At 62.8% G+C, this 17,599-nt stretch carries 20 protein-coding genes; 7 read left to right on the plus strand and 13 right to left on the minus strand.

Features of this window, described 5'->3' with window-relative positions; all coding sequences use genetic code 11:
* Positions 1–35: 35 nt before the first annotated feature.
* From E4M07_RS23530 to E4M07_RS23540, 3 genes are all read right to left on the minus strand, one after another.
* The gene (locus tag E4M07_RS23530) at positions 36–674 is read right to left on the minus strand and encodes an aminotransferase class IV family protein (RefSeq protein ID WP_246660573.1); all 639 of its coding nucleotides are present in this window, start codon (positions 672–674) and stop codon (positions 36–38) included.
* On the minus strand, positions 671–1,843 hold the full coding sequence (locus E4M07_RS23535; RefSeq protein WP_136660864.1) for an aminodeoxychorismate synthase component I: 1,173 nt from the start codon (positions 1,841–1,843) through the stop codon (positions 671–673). The genes E4M07_RS23530 and E4M07_RS23535 overlap by 4 nt, the downstream gene beginning before the upstream one ends.
* Positions 1,844–2,001: 158 nt before the next feature.
* Entirely contained in the window at positions 2,002–3,861 is a 1,860-nt protein-coding gene (locus tag E4M07_RS23540; RefSeq protein WP_136660865.1) for a M3 family oligoendopeptidase, read from the minus strand.
* Positions 3,862–4,281: 420 nt separating this feature from the next.
* Between E4M07_RS23540 and E4M07_RS23545 the strand changes: the two genes are divergently transcribed.
* Positions 4,282–6,144, plus strand: a complete 1,863-nt coding sequence (locus E4M07_RS23545) for a DUF882 domain-containing protein (RefSeq protein WP_206057377.1) — start codon at positions 4,282–4,284, stop codon at positions 6,142–6,144.
* 27 nt (positions 6,145–6,171) lie between these two features.
* Here the strand turns inward: E4M07_RS23545 and E4M07_RS23550 are convergent, their stop codons facing one another.
* Positions 6,172–6,435: a DUF2312 domain-containing protein gene (locus E4M07_RS23550; protein WP_136660867.1), complete on the minus strand. Its 264-nt coding sequence runs from the start codon at positions 6,433–6,435 to the stop codon at positions 6,172–6,174.
* Positions 6,436–6,548: 113 nt separating this feature from the next.
* On the minus strand, positions 6,549–6,854 hold the full coding sequence (locus tag E4M07_RS23555) for a DUF1244 domain-containing protein (RefSeq protein WP_136660868.1): 306 nt from the start codon (positions 6,852–6,854) through the stop codon (positions 6,549–6,551).
* Positions 6,855–7,036: 182 nt separating this feature from the next.
* Here E4M07_RS23555 and E4M07_RS23560 point away from each other — a divergent pair, with 182 nt between their 5' ends.
* Together E4M07_RS23560 and pyk are read left to right on the plus strand one after the other, a co-directional pair.
* Positions 7,037–7,486 (plus strand): DUF1036 domain-containing protein, encoded by a 450-nt coding sequence (locus tag E4M07_RS23560; RefSeq protein ID WP_136660869.1) that lies wholly within the window; start codon positions 7,037–7,039, stop codon positions 7,484–7,486.
* Positions 7,486–8,925 carry a pyruvate kinase gene (pyk, locus tag E4M07_RS23565; protein ID WP_136660870.1) on the plus strand — a complete coding sequence of 480 codons (1,440 nt, stop codon included), beginning with the start codon at positions 7,486–7,488 and terminating at the stop codon, positions 8,923–8,925. The genes E4M07_RS23560 and pyk overlap by 1 nt, the downstream gene beginning before the upstream one ends.
* On the opposite strand, the gene E4M07_RS23570 is transcribed toward pyk, so the two are convergent.
* The 6 genes from E4M07_RS23570 to E4M07_RS23595 form a co-directional block, all read right to left on the minus strand.
* Positions 8,892–9,974, minus strand: coding sequence for an alpha/beta hydrolase (locus E4M07_RS23570; protein ID WP_246660574.1), 1,083 nt, complete (start codon positions 9,972–9,974; stop codon positions 8,892–8,894). The two genes, pyk and E4M07_RS23570, sit on opposite strands and share 34 nt — an antisense overlap.
* Before the next feature lie 35 nt (positions 9,975–10,009).
* Positions 10,010–10,573 (minus strand): hypothetical protein, encoded by a 564-nt coding sequence (locus tag E4M07_RS23575; protein ID WP_246660575.1) that lies wholly within the window; start codon positions 10,571–10,573, stop codon positions 10,010–10,012.
* A gap of 130 nt (positions 10,574–10,703) precedes the next feature.
* A complete protein-coding gene (ykgO, locus tag E4M07_RS23580) occupies positions 10,704–10,829 on the minus strand; it encodes a type B 50S ribosomal protein L36 (protein WP_136660872.1) in 126 nt (41 codons plus the stop codon).
* 145 nt (positions 10,830–10,974) lie between these two features.
* Positions 10,975–12,036, minus strand: a complete 1,062-nt coding sequence (locus E4M07_RS23585; protein WP_136660873.1) for a 5-(carboxyamino)imidazole ribonucleotide synthase — start codon at positions 12,034–12,036, stop codon at positions 10,975–10,977.
* Positions 12,037–12,038: 2 nt separating this feature from the next.
* The gene (gene purE / locus E4M07_RS23590) at positions 12,039–12,533 is read right to left on the minus strand and encodes a 5-(carboxyamino)imidazole ribonucleotide mutase (RefSeq protein WP_136660874.1); all 495 of its coding nucleotides are present in this window, start codon (positions 12,531–12,533) and stop codon (positions 12,039–12,041) included.
* Between the two features lie 15 nt (positions 12,534–12,548).
* Positions 12,549–12,752, minus strand: a complete 204-nt coding sequence (locus E4M07_RS23595) for a DUF465 domain-containing protein (protein WP_136660875.1) — start codon at positions 12,750–12,752, stop codon at positions 12,549–12,551.
* Between the two features lie 66 nt (positions 12,753–12,818).
* Here E4M07_RS23595 and E4M07_RS23600 point away from each other — a divergent pair, with 66 nt between their 5' ends.
* Positions 12,819–12,998 carry a hypothetical protein gene (locus E4M07_RS23600; protein WP_136660876.1) on the plus strand — a complete coding sequence of 60 codons (180 nt, stop codon included), beginning with the start codon at positions 12,819–12,821 and terminating at the stop codon, positions 12,996–12,998.
* Positions 12,976–13,173, plus strand: a complete 198-nt coding sequence (locus E4M07_RS23605) for a DUF465 domain-containing protein (protein WP_136660877.1) — start codon at positions 12,976–12,978, stop codon at positions 13,171–13,173. Before E4M07_RS23600 ends, E4M07_RS23605 begins: the two co-directional genes overlap by 23 nt.
* Before the next feature lie 121 nt (positions 13,174–13,294).
* Here the strand turns inward: E4M07_RS23605 and E4M07_RS23610 are convergent, their stop codons facing one another.
* Both E4M07_RS23610 and E4M07_RS23615 read right to left on the minus strand, forming a co-directional pair.
* Positions 13,295–14,941, minus strand: coding sequence for an acyl-CoA synthetase (locus E4M07_RS23610; RefSeq protein ID WP_136660878.1), 1,647 nt, complete (start codon positions 14,939–14,941; stop codon positions 13,295–13,297).
* Positions 14,942–14,962: 21 nt separating this feature from the next.
* Entirely contained in the window at positions 14,963–15,736 is a 774-nt protein-coding gene (locus E4M07_RS23615; RefSeq protein ID WP_136660879.1) for a sulfite exporter TauE/SafE family protein, read from the minus strand.
* Between the two features lie 106 nt (positions 15,737–15,842).
* Here E4M07_RS23615 and E4M07_RS23620 point away from each other — a divergent pair, with 106 nt between their 5' ends.
* Complete coding sequence (locus tag E4M07_RS23620) at positions 15,843–16,496, plus strand: thiamine phosphate synthase (protein WP_136660880.1); 654 nt, start codon at positions 15,843–15,845, stop codon at positions 16,494–16,496.
* An 8-nt stretch (positions 16,497–16,504) separates the two neighbouring features.
* A complete protein-coding gene (locus E4M07_RS23625) occupies positions 16,505–17,497 on the plus strand; it encodes a tetratricopeptide repeat protein (RefSeq protein WP_136660881.1) in 993 nt (330 codons plus the stop codon).
* The last annotated feature ends 102 nt before the right edge of the window (positions 17,498–17,599 follow it).

Below are 17,599 nucleotides of genomic sequence, written 5' to 3' on the forward strand. Positions count from 1 at the left end.
GAAGCGGCAAAACCGCGGGGCACACTATTTGGTGTTCACGGCAACGCTGCCGGAATCAGGCCGCGAAGCGAATTGCCGACAAAGATTTGGGCGGCAGAGCGAAGATCGGCCGGTGTCAGGACCGCTTCACATGCCTTGCCCGTGTCCAGAAGTTCCTGGCGAAGGACACCGCGCAGCAATCCGCAGGAGAGGTCGGGTGTCCTCAGCGCTTCGGTATCCGGCATCTGCAGGAACAGGCTGGTGATTGTGCCCTCGCACAGCTCGCCCCTTTCGTTGCACAGAAGCACTTCGTCGATTTCGCCGGCCGGAAATTCCTGCCTGGCGCGCAGATAGGTGTTGCGGCACGTGGTCTTGTGGCGCAAGAGTCCGTCGGTCGACTGCAGGCGGGTTTCGGCAACGGCAATCCTCCAGGGCGTGCAGGGATCGGCCGGCGGGCAAGGGCGGGTCTCGATGCCGAGGCCGCCGTCCGGCGCCAGTTCGAGGCGAATCCGCTGGTCCTGTCCCCGGGGCCGCAAATCGTCGACCGCTGCCGCTACCTTGTGCCGGTCATAGGGAACCCCCAAGGCAGCGGCCGACCGTTCGAGGCGGTCAAGATGCAGCGGCAGCCGGTCGATCGTGCCATCCTCGCGCAGGCGCATGGTCTCGATCAGCCCCGGTGCACCCAGCCCCGTCACGTTGTCATCCCCACCGGCAGGGCCGCCTCGCTCAATGCATAGCGCGCCTTGACCAGGCACTCCTCATATTCGGAGCGGGCGTCGGAATCGAAGATGATGCCGCCGCCGACATTGAACACCGCCTCGCCGTCCGGGTGGAGGCTGATCGTGCGGATCGCCACGTTGAATTCCATCGGGCCGCCGGGCGCGATCCAGCCGATCGAGCCGCAATAGGCACCGCGGTCGGTGTCCTCGAGCGCGTGGATGATTTCCATGGCGCGGATCTTCGGCGCGCCGGTGATCGATCCGCAGGGAAAGATGGCGCGGAATATGTCCGCGACCTTTGTGTCCGGGTGCAGCTTGCCGCGCACCCGGCTGACCATCTGGTGAACCGTTGCGAAGCTCTCGACATGGTAGAGCTGGGGCACCTCGACGCTGCCGGCGGCGCAGACCCTGGAAAGGTCGTTGCGCAGAAGATCGACGATCATGAGGTTCTCGCTGCGGCATTTCGGATCGCTTTCGAGCTGCCGCCTGAAGCGCCGGTCTTCCTCGCGTGTGCGGCCGCGCGGGGCGGTGCCCTTCATCGGCTTGCTCTCGATCCAGCCGTCCCTGCCGACGCGGAAGAAGAGCTCCGGCGAGCGGGAGACGATTTCCGGCCCTTCCAGCCGGACCAGGGCGCCGTGGGCGACCGCCTGCCGGGCGCGTAGCGTATTGAATAGTGGCACCGATCCGGATTCGTAGCGTGCCGTGATCTCGAATGTCAGGTTGGCCTGGAAACAGTCGCCGGCATGCAAATGGGCGCGCAGGCGGTCGAAACGGGCCCGGTAGCGGTCGAAATTCCAACGGGGCCGCGCGCGCGACAGAACGGTTGCATTGTCGCCGCGTTCGAGCAGTTCGCGCGCCGTCTGCGGAGGGTGGGGCGCCGGAAAGACGCCGAAACAAAGGAGCGGGCAGGAGCGCTGGCCCATCCGTGGGGCAAGCCGCTCCCTTAGCGCCGGGTCAAGCGCGAAGCCGGCCTCATAGGAGATGAAGCCGGCCGACCAGAGACCCCTTTGCCGGGCATCCTGCAACTCGGCCAGCGCCGGTTCCACCTCATCCATGGTCCAGGCCGTAACCATGTACAGCGCATCCGAGAAAAACAGGTTCTCCCCGGTGAAATCGTTCCGGAACAGGATGAAATGGTCGTGCATCGCTCTAGAGGACTTTTCCCTGCGGCGCCGCGGACTGTCGATGGCGCTTCACGCAACCGCTGCCCGGGCAAGCTGTATAGCGCAACCGGGCGCAAGGCAATGTCCCGCCTGACACGCCGCATGCCGCAATCGGGTCAGTGCAGGCGCTTCGTCCTGCTCTAGGCGTCCAGCGCCTCCAGTTCGTCGATCAGCCCCTCGATCATCGACAGGCCTCTGCTCCAGAAGGAGGGATCACCGGCGTCGAGGCCAAACGGTGCCAGAAGTTCCGAGTGATGCTTGGTGCCGCCGGCGCGCAGCATGTCAAAATAACGCTCCTGGAAGCCATCCTCCGCGTTCTGATAGACGGCATAGAGCGAGTTCACCAGGCAGTCGCCGAAGGCATAGGCGTAGACGTAGAACGGCGAATGGATGAAGTGGGGAATATAGGCCCAGAAAGTCTCATAGCCCTCTGAAATGCGGATCGCGGGTCCGAGGCTCTCGCTCTGCACGGAAATCCACAACTCGCCGATCTGCTCCGACGTCAGCTCGCCTTCGCGCCGCGCCGTGTGGACCTTGCGCTCGAACTGGTAGAAGGCGATCTGGCGCACGACCGTGTTGATCATGTCCTCGACCTTCTGGGCGAGCATCGCCTTGCGCTCGCGGGGATCGTCAATCCCGTCGAGCAGCGTCCTGAAGGTCAGCATCTCGCCGAACACGGAGGCGGTCTCGGCAAGCGTCAGCGGGGTCGGCGCCATCAATGCGCCCTGTTCGCCGGCGAGCACCTGGTGGACGCCATGCCCAAGCTCGTGAGCCAGCGTCATCACATCGCGGGGCTTGCCCAGATAGTTGAGCAGGACATAGGGATGGGCCGACGGCACGGTCGGGTGGGAGAATGCTCCGGGGGTCTTGCCGGCCCGCACCGGCGCGTCGATCCAGTTGCGGTTGAAGAAGCGGCTCGCGATATCGGCCATGCGCGGGTCGAAATCGCCATAGGCGCTCAATACCGTCTCGCGGGCGGCGTCCCAGCTGATCAGGGTCTGCGGTGTTTCGGGAAGCGGCGCGTTGCGGTCCCAATAGTCCATGACATCCATATCCAGCCATCTGGCCTTCATGGCGTAGTAGCGGTGCGACAGGCGCGGATAGGCCTGCGATACGGCGTCGGACAGCGCGTCGACCACTTCGCGTTCAACCCGGTTGGCAAGGTGGCGGCTGTCGGCGATGTCCTTGAAGCCACGCCAGCGGTCGGAGATCTCCTTGTCCTTGGCCAGCGTGTTGGTGATCAGCGTGAAGGTGCGGATGTTTTCCTCGAACGTCTTTGAAAGCGCTGCCGCCGCATTGCGCCTTTCCCCGCGCTCGGGCGACTGCAGTTTGTTGAGCGTCGGCTCAAGCGTCAGCACCTCGCCGTCGACGTCAAACCGCAGAGCCGCCATCGTTTCATCGAAAAGCCGGTTCCAGGCGCCGTGCCCGGTGACGGATTTTTCCAGGAAGAGCTGCTCGATGCGGTCTTCGAGCTGAAACGGCTTGTCCTTTCGCAGGTCGACGAGCCATGGCCGATAGTGGGCGGCGTCCAGGTCCTTTTCGACGGCTTTGTCGACGATGCCGTCGTCGATGCGATTGATCTCCAGCGGAAAAAACAATAGCCGGCTGCCGACATCGGTGATCTTCGACTGGATGTCGCCGTAGAACTTGGCGCGCGCCGGGTCGGTGGTGTCGGAAAAATAGGTCAGACCGGCGTAGGAGACGATGCGGCCCATCAGCTCCTCAAGCGCCTCAAATTGACGCAGCGCCGCACCAAGCCCCTCTTCGCCGTCGGTGCGGGCTGCGGCTTCCAGGCCGCCCTTCCAGCGTTTTTCGAAGGCGATGCTGTCGTCGGATGCCTTTTGCAGGTCGGCCTCGAGCTGCGGTGCGTCCATAGCCGGATAAAGATCCGACAGGTCCCATTCCGGCAACCGACCGAGCGCATCGTTGGCCGCGGCAGGTTCCGCTGCCGCCAGGCACGGTTCAGCAGAAATGGACGAAAACGGCGGTTTCTGGGGCATTCGGGGCCTCACGGGTCTTGCCTCGGTCCCTCAAGCGGGCCCGAGTTTCAGTTCTCCAGGCGGGTGCCCCTGGGGGCGGCAGGTGAGCGGATGGGCGAAATGCGTTCACGATCAATCATACTCTGACACGATTCGAGATTAAGAAAACTGGTTAAATTCACACCTTGTTAGAACTTTGTTCACTATAAATGTCATTTGAAACGGAGTGTGAGTACTTTGCCTTGCTCTTACCGCAATTGTCGTACAGGCCTGCCCTGACGGCGAATTGTGCCTGGTTTCGTCGGAAAACCAATATGATACGGTTGACCGGGACGAAGTTAGGCAGAATTATCGAGGGACTTGGTGGGGACGTTTGAGATTTTTGGGAACTTGCTGAGACGGTCTCAAAAAATTGCCGAAGCGGTCGATGGACGCAGCCGGGTGATAACGGCTGCGCTCGTGGCGTTCGCGTTCGTGCTCATCGCCGCGCCGGCGCAGGCTGAAACCCGCTCGCTGAAACTCTATTTCGTCCACACCAAGGAACGGGCGACGATCACCTTCAAGAAGAACGGGCGCTACGTCCCCGGCGGCCTGAAGAAACTCAACCGGTTCCTGCGCGACTGGCGGCAAAAGGAATCCACCAAGATGGATCCGCGGCTGTTCGACCTGTTGTGGGAGGTCTATCGGGCCAGCGGCTCGAAGCAGCATATCCACGTCGTCTCCGCCTACCGTTCGCCGAAAACCAACGCAATGCTGCGCAAACGTTCGCGCAACGTCGCCAAGAACAGCCGCCACATTCAAGGCAAGGCCATCGATTTCTACATCCCCGACGTTTCGATCAAGAAAGTGCGCCGTATCGGCATGCAGTTCCAGGTCGGCGGCGTGGGGTATTATCCGAAGTCCGGTTCGCCCTTCGTGCATCTTGACGTGGGTAGCGTCCGCTCGTGGCCGCGCATGAACCGCAAGGAGCTGAGCCGCATCTTCCCGAACGGCGGAACCCTGCACCTTCCCAAGGACGGCAAGCCGCTCCCGGGCTACAACCAGGCGCTTGCCGATTACAAGAGCCGGGTCAGCGCGACCAGCATCCAGGTTGCCGGCAAGCGGAAAAAACCCGCACCTTCCACCAATGATGATGGTGGCGGCAACCTGCTGGCCGGTTTGCTCGGCAGGGGCAGGCAAAAGGAAAACGAGGCCGCGCCGCAGACGGTGCTCGCCTCGGCACCAACCTCGGAGGCCGAGCTGCCCGGAGTCGAGGCGGATGGGGTCGAGACGGAAGAAGATTCCCTCGAGCCGGATCTTTCCATCGTTCCGACACCGCGGCTGCGGCCGACGCCGCCCTCCGACGAGGGCGTGCAGATCGCGCTCGCATCGGCACGCGAGGAGCTGAGTCCGGAGTCCGTTACAGCGGCATTCAGACCGCGCCTGCCGCAGGAAGCGACTTCCGAAAACGGAGCCGTGCCGCTCAATGTTCCGGGACAGGCTGGCGAAAGGCCGGTGCTGGTCGCACTGGCGCCTCCGCGGCCGTCGAAAGACATACCGGGCGTGAAGACCGGACGGAACACCGCCGTTCATGTGGCGTCACTCGCATCGCGGCCCGCGAGTGGCGATGCGCTCGGATCGATGCTTGCCGACCCGGTCATGACCGGAACCGCCTCCGCTCAGCTCAAGCGTGAGAATCTCGGTGTCGGACAAAACACCCCGCTGACGCAGGACAGCCGTGTGCCGCAGCTTGCCTATGTGCCGCGTCCGGGGCAGCGCCCTGAATACGGCTCTCCGGAAGCCCAGGCGATCGCGGTTGTTTTCGACAACAACACGACCGGCCGGCCTTCCAACGAGACGACAGCGGGAATTCCGGTTCCCCGGCCGTCGCCGTTCGGATCCTCGCGCGGCCAGGAGATGGTTGCCCTGCCGCCGGTACAAGTGGCGCTGGCGCCACCCTCCGGCGGGCTCCAGAACACGCCGGGCCGCGTGGATGTCTTCGCACCGCTGCCTGAAGCGTCACGTGCCAAGCGGCGCCGTCCCAATGCACGCGACGCGGCTGAAGACCGCAGGCGCTCGGTTCGCGCCGCTCCGGTTCTTGCCACGAACATGATTTCCGGCAATGCCTTCTCGTCGCATCGCGTGGCAACGATGGATACGCCGGTTCGAGCACCGGAATTCGTTTCCAGCTACATGCGCTCCGCACCGGAGACCGTGCATGTCGACGGCTTTTCCACGCAGAACCGGGTGGCAAGCGCGGAAACATTCACCGGCCGTGCCGTCAATTTCCTGACGGTCGCCCGATTTGACGTCCGCAACCAGTAGCTCGCGTCACTGCGAAAGAGCCGGAGTCTAAGCGTCCGGCGGCGCCTCGGCCATGCCCAGTGCATGCAGATAGGTGTCAAGAACGGCTTCCTGTTCCATCCGCTCGTTCTGATCCTGTTTGCGGATCGAGATGACCTTGCGCAGGATCTTGGTATCGAACCCCATGGACTTCGCCTCGCCATAGACTTCCTTGATGTCGTCGGCGACGGTTTTCTTTTCCTCTTCCAGCCTTTCGATCCGCTCGACAAAAGCGCGCAACTGATCTCTGGCTACTCCATGGGCTTCGGACATGGGCGACTCCTGAACTGAATTCAACGAGGCGGACAGGTGCCCGCTGTTCGGCCCGTCGTCAAGTGGTTCGGCGAAATTGTTTTGCGGTGTGTGTGGACAGCGACAGGAACGCCCTAGTGGTCGGGGTGTGAACGGGCAAAGGCCGCCTTCTGCTCCTCGCTCGCCTCGGTCTGGAAGCGATCCTTCCAATCGTCATAGGGCATGCCGTAGACGATTTCCCGGGCTTCGGATTTGGACAGGTCGACACCGGCCTCGTTTGCGGCCTGCTGATACCAGTTGGACAGGCAGTTGCGGCAGAAGCCGCCGAGATTCATCAGATCGATATTCTGGACGTCCGTGCGCTGGCGCAGATGCTCGACCAGGGTGCGGAAGGCCGCAGCTTCGAATTCGGTGCGCTGTTGCTGGGTCAGTTGCGTCATCTCTTGCTCCGATGGTCGCCGTTTACAAAGCTCTCACATAGCGCTGATAGGCAGAATTATCCATCCGGTCCGGATCGTCGGGAGACGATTAATTTAGGCTATGCGACGTTTTTTTGACATATTGAATGACGATGCGGCACGGAACATAATGCCGTACTTCAAGCAGGGAATTTGGGCAAGCAATGGATGGTCAAGGCAATTCTTGCTGGCGGGGCGTCTTGGGCGGGTTGGTGTTTCTGGGCTGCCTCTGGTCGGCACCGGAAGCGCGCGCGGATTTTCGCGTGTGCAACGGAACGCAGAACCTGGTGGGCGTCGCCATCGGCTACCGCAGCGACGAGGGATGGATATCCGAGGGATGGTGGCAGATCTCGGCGACCTCGTGCGCAACGCTGATCGAGGGGCCGCTGGCATCGCGGTTCTACTACCTCTACGCAGAGGACGCGGCGCGGGGCGGCCGGTGGGGCGGAAGCGTCGATATGTGTGTGGCGGAAGACGAATTTAAGATCGTGGATGTGAAAAATTGCTTCACACGCGGTTTTTTACGCATGGGCTTCAAAGAATATGATACCGGTCAACAATCGAGTTGGATGGTACAGCTTTCCGATACGTCGGAGAACGGGGAAGAGAATTAATGAAGCGTTTGCGCAAAGTGAAAATACTTGCGACCTTGGGTCCGGCCTCCTCTGAGGAGGACATGATCCAGAAACTGCATGAAGCTGGCGCAGACCTATTCCGGATCAACATGAGCCACTCCAGCCACGACCTGATGCGAACGCTTATCGAGCGCATCCGCACGGTCGAGAAGCGCTGCGGCCGGCCGATCGGCATCCTGGCCGATCTTCAGGGCCCGAAGCTGCGTGTCGGCAAGTTCGCCGATGGGGCGGTGGAACTGCTGCCCGGCCAGACGTTCACATTGGACAAGGACGAAAGTCCCGGCACTGCCATGCGGGTCCATCTGCCGCATCCCGAGATCTTCGCGGCGGTCGAGCCGGGCCACCGCCTGCTGATCGACGACGGCCGCCTGCAGCTCAAGGCCGAGACCAGTGACGGCGACACCATCGTCTGCAAGGTCGTATCGGGAACGAAAATCTCCGACCGCAAGGGTGTCAGCCTTCCCGATACGACACTCGGTGTCGGGGCACTGACCGACAAGGATCGCCGCGACCTGGATGCGGTTCTGGCGACTGACGACGTCGACTGGGTTGCGCTGTCCTTCATCCAGCGGCCCGAAGACCTTGCGGATGTGCGAAAGGTGGCGCGCTCGCGCGTCGGGCTCATGGCCAAGATCGAGAAACCCCAGGCGATCGAGCGCATCGACGAGATCATCGAATTGTCTGACGCTTTGATGGTCGCCCGCGGCGACCTCGGCGTCGAGATGCCGATCGAATCCGTTCCGGGATTGCAGAAACAGCTGATCCGCGCGTGCCGCAGGGCCGGCAAGCCGGTCGTGGTCGCAACGCAGATGCTGGAATCGATGATTTCGGCCCCGGTGCCGACCAGGGCGGAAGTCTCGGACGTGGCGACCGCCGTTTTCGAGGGCGCGGACGCGGTCATGCTGTCGGCGGAGTCGGCGGCCGGCGAGTATCCGATCGAAGCGGTCACAACGATGGCGGCCATTGCCCGCAAGGTCGAACGCGATCCCAATTATACCGGTATCATCCACGCGCAGCGCTCGGAGCCCGAGGCCACCGGCGCGGACGCGATTTCGCTTGCCGCTCGGCAGATCGCCGAAACGCTGAAGCTCTCGGCCATCGTCTGCTACACCTCTTCCGGCACCACCGGCATGCGCGCCTCGCGCGAGCGTCCGCAGGTGCCGATCATCGCGCTCTCGCCGGTCATCGAGACGGCGCGACGCCTGGCGGTTGTCTGGGGGCTGCACTGCGTGGTTACCGAGGACGCGCGCGATCTCGACGATATGGTGGACCGCGCCTGCCGCATCACCTTCAGGGAAGAGTTCGGCAAACCGGGCGACCGGATCATCATCTCAGCCGGCGTGCCGCTCGGAACGCCGGGCGCCACCAACATGCTGCGGATAGCCTATATCGGGTCCGACGGCATGACCGGTATCTGATCGGCGGCAGAGGAACGCCGGCGGCTGGCCGGCGGCGGGTTGGACATTTCCGTATCGGATGCGAGCAATTGCTCGAGGCGGCGCGCCATGGCGGCCAGATCGGTCTCCAGGCCGCCGAGTTTCTCCATCGCGGCGATGCACAGGTCGGTGGCCACGTAGTCCGGTTTGTGACCGACACCCCTTATGCGGACCAGTTCCGATCCGGCGATCGCCCCCGAGAGGGCGGAGGAGTGGATTTCCGGCGAGACGACGAAGTCGCTGTCTCCGGTGACGATGATCGTCGGCTTGTCGATTTCCGCGTAGCGCGGCGAAACCGAGACAATGTGGTCGTAGAGGTTTGCGACGTCATGCGCGTTGTGGCGGAATGTCCACGGCCGCAGGACCAACGCCGTCGCCGAACGCGCCAGGTAGTCGGGCGGGTAGCGATTGGGACTGAAGACGCAGCGGGCGGCCCGTTCAATGCGCAGGAGCCCGGCCGGCATGGCCAGGAGCCAGGTGGCAAGGCGGCCGACGACAGGCGCCGTCGCCACATGGTAGTGCCAGTCGATGCCGCCCGGCCACGGATGTGAGACCGTTGCAAGGAACAGGAGGCCGGACACCTTGTGCGGCCGTTCCAGCGCCAGGTTCGCGGCGATGATGCCGCCGAAGGAATGTCCCACGATCAGGGCCTTCGAAATGCCCTTCCGGTCCATCAGATCGGCAACCGCGCGCGCCTGACCGTCGGGAAAGGCGTTTTGCGGACCACCCCTTTCCGACCAGCCGTGGCCGGGACGGTCGACGAACAGCAGTTCGGCGCGGCCCTCGAGACCGTCGCGGAAGGCGGAGACCTGGTCGCGCAGATTGCCGCTGGCGCCGTGCAGGAAAACGATAGCCGGAAGATCGGCCGTGCCTTCGGCCGGCACATGCACGACATGGAGGCGGTAGCCGCCCACATCGACGAATTCACCGATTGGCGGATAGAGCCTTTCGATGCGCCGGCTTTGCAGCCAGGAAAAGGCAACCAGACAGACGATGGCTGCCGCGAGGGTTATCAGGATGAAAACTGTCACGGCGGCCAACCCGGAGCCCTGTTACACAACGAATACTAGATCTCGTCGCCGGCCAGTTCTTCGGACAACTCGCCGACCCGTTCCTGAGCCTCGCGCATTGCCGGGTAAACTTCAAGTACCTTGAGATAGGTGCCGAGGGCGGCCTCGTCGCTGCCCGCCGCCGACAGGATGGAAGCCATTCCCATCAGCGCGCCGAAATGGCGCGGCTCGAGCTGCAGGACGATGTTGATATCGGCCATCGACTTGGCATGGTTGTCCATCATGTAGTGCAGGGTCGCCCGGCGGTTCCAGCCCTCCGCGTAGCCGGGCATGAGCACCGTGACCTGATCGAGAAGATCAAGGGCCGTGAAATAGCGTTTGTCGCGAATGGCCTCGTTGGCCCATTCCATCAGCTGGTTGGCGGTGGCGCTGTCGGAAGTCCGCCACTCCGCCCATATGCGGTCGGCAATGCGCCGCGCGGATGCCGGTTCCGGTTCGCGTTTGAGCTCGATGAAATAGGCGTCAAGTCGCTCGGATTTCGACTTGATGACCGCCGGCTTCGCCTCTTCGGCGTCGGCCGTGGTGTCCTGGGCGAGAGCCGGTCCCGCAATGGCGAACATTGCGGCGGCCAGAAAGCCTGTCAGTGCGTAGGTAAAACGAAATCGGCGCATGCCATAAAGATATGACGCACGCGCCGATGGTCAAAGGCAAATTTTGGTGAGCTGTTGAAACAACGGCCCCGAGGACCGGTCAGCCCTGCCGTGCCTTGAAACGGGGATTCTGCTTGTTGATGACGTAGACACGGCCCTTGCGGCGCACCAGGCGGTTCTCGCGGTGGCGTGTCTTAAGCGCTTTGAGCGAATTCTTGATCTTCATTGTTCCGGACCCTTGGCCAGCGCCCGTCTGGCTGGACAAACCTTCGAGCTGTTAAATAACCAAGAGCGCGCCTTTCGACGCGCTCGATTGCTTGCGCATGCGTTTACCCGCAACGCGAAATCCTGTCAACCGGCGGACATCGTGTTTACCGCCGCATCAGGCGGGTGACGTGTCCCATCTTGCGGCCCGGCCGGGTCTCCGCCTTGCCGTAGACATGGACCACCGTGTCGGGCTGTTCCAGATAGGCGCCGATGCGATCAATTTCGTCGCCGATCAGGTTGTCCATCTCGCAGTCGCTGTGCCGGTCGCAGGCGGCCAGCGGTAGGCCGCATATCGCCCTGATGTGCTGTTCGAACTGCGAAACCGCACACGCGGCCTCGGTCCAGTGCCCTGAATTGTGGACACGCGGCGCGAACTCGTTGGCCAGGACACCGCCATCCTCGAGCACGAAGAACTCGATACCGACGACACCGACGTAGTCGAGCCGTTCAAGCACCGACGCCGCGGCGTCCCGTGCCGAATCGTGCGTCGATTGCGTAATTCCCGCGGGAACGGTGGAACGGCGCAGGATCCCATCCTCATGTTGATTGCGGCTGGGATCGTAGCTGACGATGGTCCCGTCCGGCGACCTTGCGGCGATCACGGAGATCTCTGCAACGAACGGCACCAGGCCCTCAAGGATCAGCGGCACGGTGCCGAGATCATCGTAGGCACCCGCGGTCACGGTGCCGGGTCCGTCGAACACACGCTGGCCCTTGCCGTCATAGCCAAGGCGCCGGGTCTTCAAAACACCGCGCCCGTCGAGCTTTGCAAGCGCTTCATCGATCTCCTGCTGGCTGTCAACGGCGATGAATTCGGCGGTCCGGATGCCGCATTCCCGCAGGAACGTCTTTTCGGTCAACCGGTCCTGCGAAATCTCGAGTGCTGCGGGCGGCGGAAAAACCGGTTTCCTTTGTGCCAGTTTCTCGGCCGATGCCACCGGCACGTTCTCGAACTCGTATGTGATCACGTCGCTGAGGACCGCAAGCGTGTCGAGCGCGTCGCTGTCGTCATATTCGGCGGTTATCTGGCTGCCCGCGACCTGTGCCGCCGGGCATTTTTCCTGCGGCTCGAGAATGATGGTGTGCAGACCGAGACGGGCAGCGGCCATGGCGAGCATGCGCCCCAGCTGCCCGCCGCCGACGATCCCGACGGTGCGATGGGACATGTTCAGGCCTCGTCCTTTGGCTCGAATGCAACAGCCTGCGAACGGCCCGATCGCCATTCGTCCAGCCGATCCGCGACCCCGGCGTCCGAAAGGGCGAGAACAGCCGCCGCCAAAAGCGCCGCATTGACGGCTCCCGATTCACCGATCGCCAGCGTTCCGACCGGAATTCCGGCCGGCATCTGAACGATCGAAAGCAGGCTGTCCTGTCCCGAAAGCGCTTTCGAACGCACCGGAACGCCGAAAACGGGCAGGGGCGTCAGGGACGCCGTCATCCCCGGCAGATGCGCCGCGCCGCCGGCCCCGGCGATGATCGTCTTGTAGCCCTTGTCACGCGCGCCCTTTGCGAATTCGACCATGCGGTCCGGGGTACGGTGCGCCGAAATGATCAACGCGTCGTAGGCAATGTCCAGTTCGGAAAGCGTGTCGGCGGCGTGTTTCATCGTCGGCCAGTCGGACTGGCTGCCCATGATGATGGCGACCGGCGGAGGTGTGGTCATGGCCGAATTCCCCCTTCAGGCAATGATATCGGGGATGATCTGGTCCTCGACCTTGGCGATTTTGTCCTTGATCGCAAGTTTCTTCTTTTTCATGCGCTGTATCTGAAGGGCGTCGCAGCCAACCTTTATCATTGCGTTGATCGCGGCGTCGTAATCTTCGTGCTCCTGGCGCAAGCGTGCGGCCTTTAGGCGCAGTTCAGCCTGTTCCTGATCCGACATGCCATCTCCTCGTTGTCAGCATGAATCTCCGGCACCCAAGGCCGGGCCTCACAAGGGACCTGAGGCATGCTCTACCACTTTGTGGAGGGTCGCAAAACAGGAAACATCACAAAGTTATCCACCAACTTGAAAAATATCTTCGACAAGCCCCATATTTTAGTGGCACAATCTTTAGCCGCCGCCCCCGTTGGCGGCGCTACAGGCAAAGAAAAGGAGTTGTTTGATGGCAATCCAAGCTCGTCTTGAAACGCTGGAAAAAAAACACGGCGCTCTGGAAGAGGAACTCCATTCAGCCCTTAGTCACCCCTCATCCGACGACACGATAATCAGCGAAATCAAGCGGCGCAAACTACGTGTGAAGGACGAAATCGAACGATTGCGTGTGGAAATGTCAAATGCCAGCAACATGGAGCTCAACTGAGCCAGCCGGCTGACGCGCCCAAGCAATTGCGCAAACGGGACACGCACTAATGGAAAAGGAGCTGCCGCGGCGGATTAACCGCGTACCGGGCAGCTCCAAATCCCCACCAAACAAAAGGCAATCACTCAGAATTCCTGGCCTGCTCACGCAGCACGAATTTCTGGATTTTTCCGGTCGATGTTTTCGGCAGGTCCTGGAAAACGACGTGGCGCGGGCATTTGAAGCGCGCCAGAAGCGTGCGGCAGTGCTCGATCATCTCGTCTTCACCGGCCGTGTGGCCCGGTTTCAACTCGATGAAGGCGCAGGGCGTCTCGCCCCATTTGTCATCCGGTCTCGCCACCACCGCGGCGGCCTGCACAGCCGGGTGCTTGTAGAGCGCATCCTCCACCTCGATCGACGAGATGTTCTCTCCGCCGGAAATGATGATGTCCTTTGAGCGGTCCTTCAGCTGGATGTAACCGTCGGGGTGCATGACACCGAGATCGCCGGAATGGAACCAGCCGCCGGCGAAGGCCTCGGCGCTCGCCTTCTCGTTCTTCAGATAACCCTTCATGACGATGTTGCCCTGGAACATGACCTCACCGATCGTCTCGCCGTCGGCGGGCACAGGCTCCATCGTTTCGGGATTGCGGACGGAAAGCCCTTCAAGAGCCGTGTAGCGCACGCCCTGACGCGCCTTCATCGCGACCCGGCTCTGCGGGTCGAGGTCGTCCCAGGCGCTGTGCCATTCATTGACGACGGCGGGGCCGTAGGTTTCCGTCAGGCCGTAAAGATGGACCACCTCGAATCCGGCCTCCGCCATCTGCGCCAGGACCGATTCCGGCGGCGGCGCAGCGGCCGTGTTGAAGGACACCGCCTGGTCGAAACCGCGTTTTTCGTCGTCCGGCGCATTCAGCAGCGTCGCCATGACGATCGGCGCGCCGCACAGGTGCGTGACGCCGTGATCCGCTATGGCGTCATACATGGCGCCGGCCCGTACCCACCGCAGGCACACATGGGTGCCGGCAACGACCCCGAGCGTCCACGGAAAACACCAGCCGTTGCAGTGAAACATCGGCAGGGTCCAAAGATACACCGGGTGCCTCCCCATTCCCGATGCAATGACGTTGGCGTATCCCATGAGCGCCGCGCCGCGGTGGTGATAGACGACGCCCTTCGGATTGCCGGTCGTGCCGGATGTGTAATTGAGCGAAATCGAATCCCATTCATCGTCCGGTCGGTGCCAGTCGAATTCCGGATCGCCCGCCGTCAGGAATGCTTCATAGTCTTCGGTGCCGATGGGATCGCCCTTCGGGAACGGCGTGTCGGTGCCGAAATTCGGGTCGTCGTAGTCGATCACGAGGGGCGATACGTTGGCGATTTCCAGCGCCTGTTTCGTGACCGCGGAAAACTCGCGGTCGACGATGAGGATCTTGCTGTCGGCGTGGTCGAGCTGGAAGGCGATGATGGCGGCATCCAGGCGCGTGTTGAGCGAATGCAGGACGGCTCCGGTCATCGGCACACCGTGATGCGCCTCGAGCATCGCCGGCGTGTTCGACAGCATGACCGAAACCGTGTCCCCCTTGCCGATTCCGCGACCGGCGAGGCTGGACGCGAGCTGCCGGGCGCGGGCATAGAAGGTGCGGTAATCCATCCTGAGCGCACCGTGAATGATGGCGGTGTGGTCGGGATATACGCTGGCGGCGCGCGCCAGGTGCGACAGCGGCGTCAGCGGCTGAAAATTGGCAGGATTGCGGTCGAGGCCGGATTCGAACGGGTTCGCTGTCATTTTCATCTCCCGAATGGATTCTCAGCCCATTAACGCATTTATGCCGTCGGCAACAAGCTTGATCGAGGTCGCCATGATCATCAGATACATCAGCGGATAGAATATCTCCGGGTGCATGCGCTTGATCACCCAGGCCCCGGAAAGCGTGGCAAGCGGCGCCAGCGGCAACAGCAGCGCCGATGTCTTCAGATTGCTGGCATCGAACTGGCCGAGGGCGAAATAGGGCACGAGCTTGATGGCGTTGACGACGGCAAAATAGCGCGTGCTGGTGCCGGTATAGGTCTTCGGATCGAGCCGGAGCGGCAGCGTGTAGACCTGGAAGGGCGGCCCGCCCGCATGGGTGACGAAACTGGTAAACCCGGAAATCGTCGCCCAGAACGTGCCCTTCACGCGGTTTTGCGGCTGCGGCGGCGATTGGTTTCCCTTGTGGGTCCGGTACCGGTCATAGGCGTAACGGCAAACGAAGAGGATCGCGATGATGCCGACCATCAGCCGGATCAGGCCCGCGGACACGAAGGAAGCGGTCAACCAGCCGACGGCAATGCCGATCACGGCGCCCGGAAGCATGACCTTGAGCGTGGCCGGGTCCCAGTGCTTGCGCCAGACCCAGAGGCTGAACATGTCCATGACGATCATGATCGGCAGCATGATCGCGGCCGCCTGGACCGGCGGTATGACCAACGCCATGATCGGAACGCCCATCAGCGCGAAGGCGCCGCCCAGTCCGCCTTTCGACAGGCCGACGAGGATAACGGCGGGCACCGCGGCCGCATAGAACAGGAAATCGGTTGGCATGTGAGGCAGTTGATCCTATGTGGCGTGTGGTCTATCGGGACTTGGTGAAAAAAGCGAGTGGCCGGATGACAAAAACTGCCGGTTTCGCCAAGCAATGCGGGATAGCATGACAGACATTGAAAACAGGTGCCGAATTGTTCTCGTCACGCCGGACCTGCCGGAGCCGGAAGACGCCCGGCGCGCGGTGGACGATGCGTTGCGCGGCGGCGACGTGGCGTCGGTCATCGTGCCGCAATACGATGCCGACGAGCGCACATTCCAGAAATGCGCCGAGGCGCTGGTGCCCGTCATACAGGATGCCGGCGCAGCGGCCCTGATCGCCGGCGACCCGAGGGTCGCCGCCCGCACCAAGGCTGACGGACTGCATGTCGAGGGGGGACGCGATGCCATGGCGGAGGCCATCGAGCGGTACGCGCCGGGCATGATCGTCGGCGGCGGACGGGCGAAGGACCGCCATTCGGCGCTGGAGCTGGGCGAGCTGAGACCGGACTACCTGTTCCTCGGCAAGCTCGAAGGGGATATCAAGGCCGAGCCGCACCCGAAGAACCTTGATCTAGGGCAATGGTGGGCATCGATGGTTGAAATCCCATGTATTGTCATGGGCGGCCAGTCGATCGGTTCGGTGGTTGCCGTCGCCGAAAACGGCGTGGAGTTCGTGGCGCTGCGCCACGCGGTGTTCGCCAACCCCGGCAACGCGGCCATGGCCGTAGCCGAAGCCAACGCGCTGCTCGACGAAAAAGCGCCACGGTTTGAGGATTAGAAGAGCGCATGAACAAACGCATATCGATTATGGCGACCGCCGCTGCGCTGGCACTGCTGCCGGCCACGGCAATGGCCGCCGCGGAGGACCCGGCGGCCGCGGCAGCCGATGAGCTGCAGACGGAATCGCCTGCCGATCCCGGCGCGTCCCTGCAGCCGGAAGAGCCGGGAAGTCAGGGCGATGCCGCCTACGGCGCATTCCAGCGCGGCCGTTACCTGACAGCATTCGAGCTGGCGCTGCCGCTCGCCAAGCTCGGCGATCCGGCGGCGCAGACCCTGGTGGCGGAGATCTATGCGCGGGGTCTCGGCGTTGCGCGGGACATGAAGGAAGCGGCCTTCTGGTACGGTGCCGCGGCCGACGGCGGCGACATCGCCGCGCAGCTCAAATTCGCCCTGATGCTGCTTGAAGGGCGCCACGTGGAGGGCGACCGCGACCGGGCGCGCGAACTGATGAAGCTGGCGGCCGACGCCGGCAATTCATCGGCCCAGTTCAACTACGGCCAGTTGCTGATCACCGACCAGCCGGGCAAGGAGGGCATCGAAAAGGCGCTGCCCTACATGACCAGCGCGGCCGAGAGCGGCATTGCCGACGCCCAGTTCGCCCTGGCGCAGATCTATGCCTATGGCACCGGCCTCGAGGCGGATCCGCGCACCGCGCGCATGTGGATGATCCGTGCGGCCCGATCGGGTTTCGATACGGCGCAGCTTGACCTGGCCGTGTGGCTGATCGACGGCATCGGCGGCGCCGTGGACTACGAAGCCGGATTCGGGTGGATGCGCCGTGCCGCCAACACCGGCAACGTGATGGCACAGAACCGGCTCTCGCATCTCTACATCCACGCCATCGGCACACGTCCGGACCCGATCGAGGCTGCGAAATGGTACATTCTCTCGCGCCGTGCCGGTCTCGAGGACCGTGGCCTCGAAGACTTTTTTCAAGGTCTGACGTCGGAAGAGCAGAAGGCCGGTATCGAGGCTGCCAACAACTTCAGATCCCGCTGATCCGGCGCGCCAGGACGCGCCGGACAATGCCGATCGGGCGTGCGGACTTGCATGTGCGGCGCAATTGTGTTCTTGAGGCGCCGAATTGTCAGAATTACCGGA

It is taken from the genome of Nitratireductor sp. XY-223 (assembly GCF_004959855.1).
Lineage (GTDB): Bacteria > Pseudomonadota > Alphaproteobacteria > Rhizobiales > Rhizobiaceae > Hoeflea_A.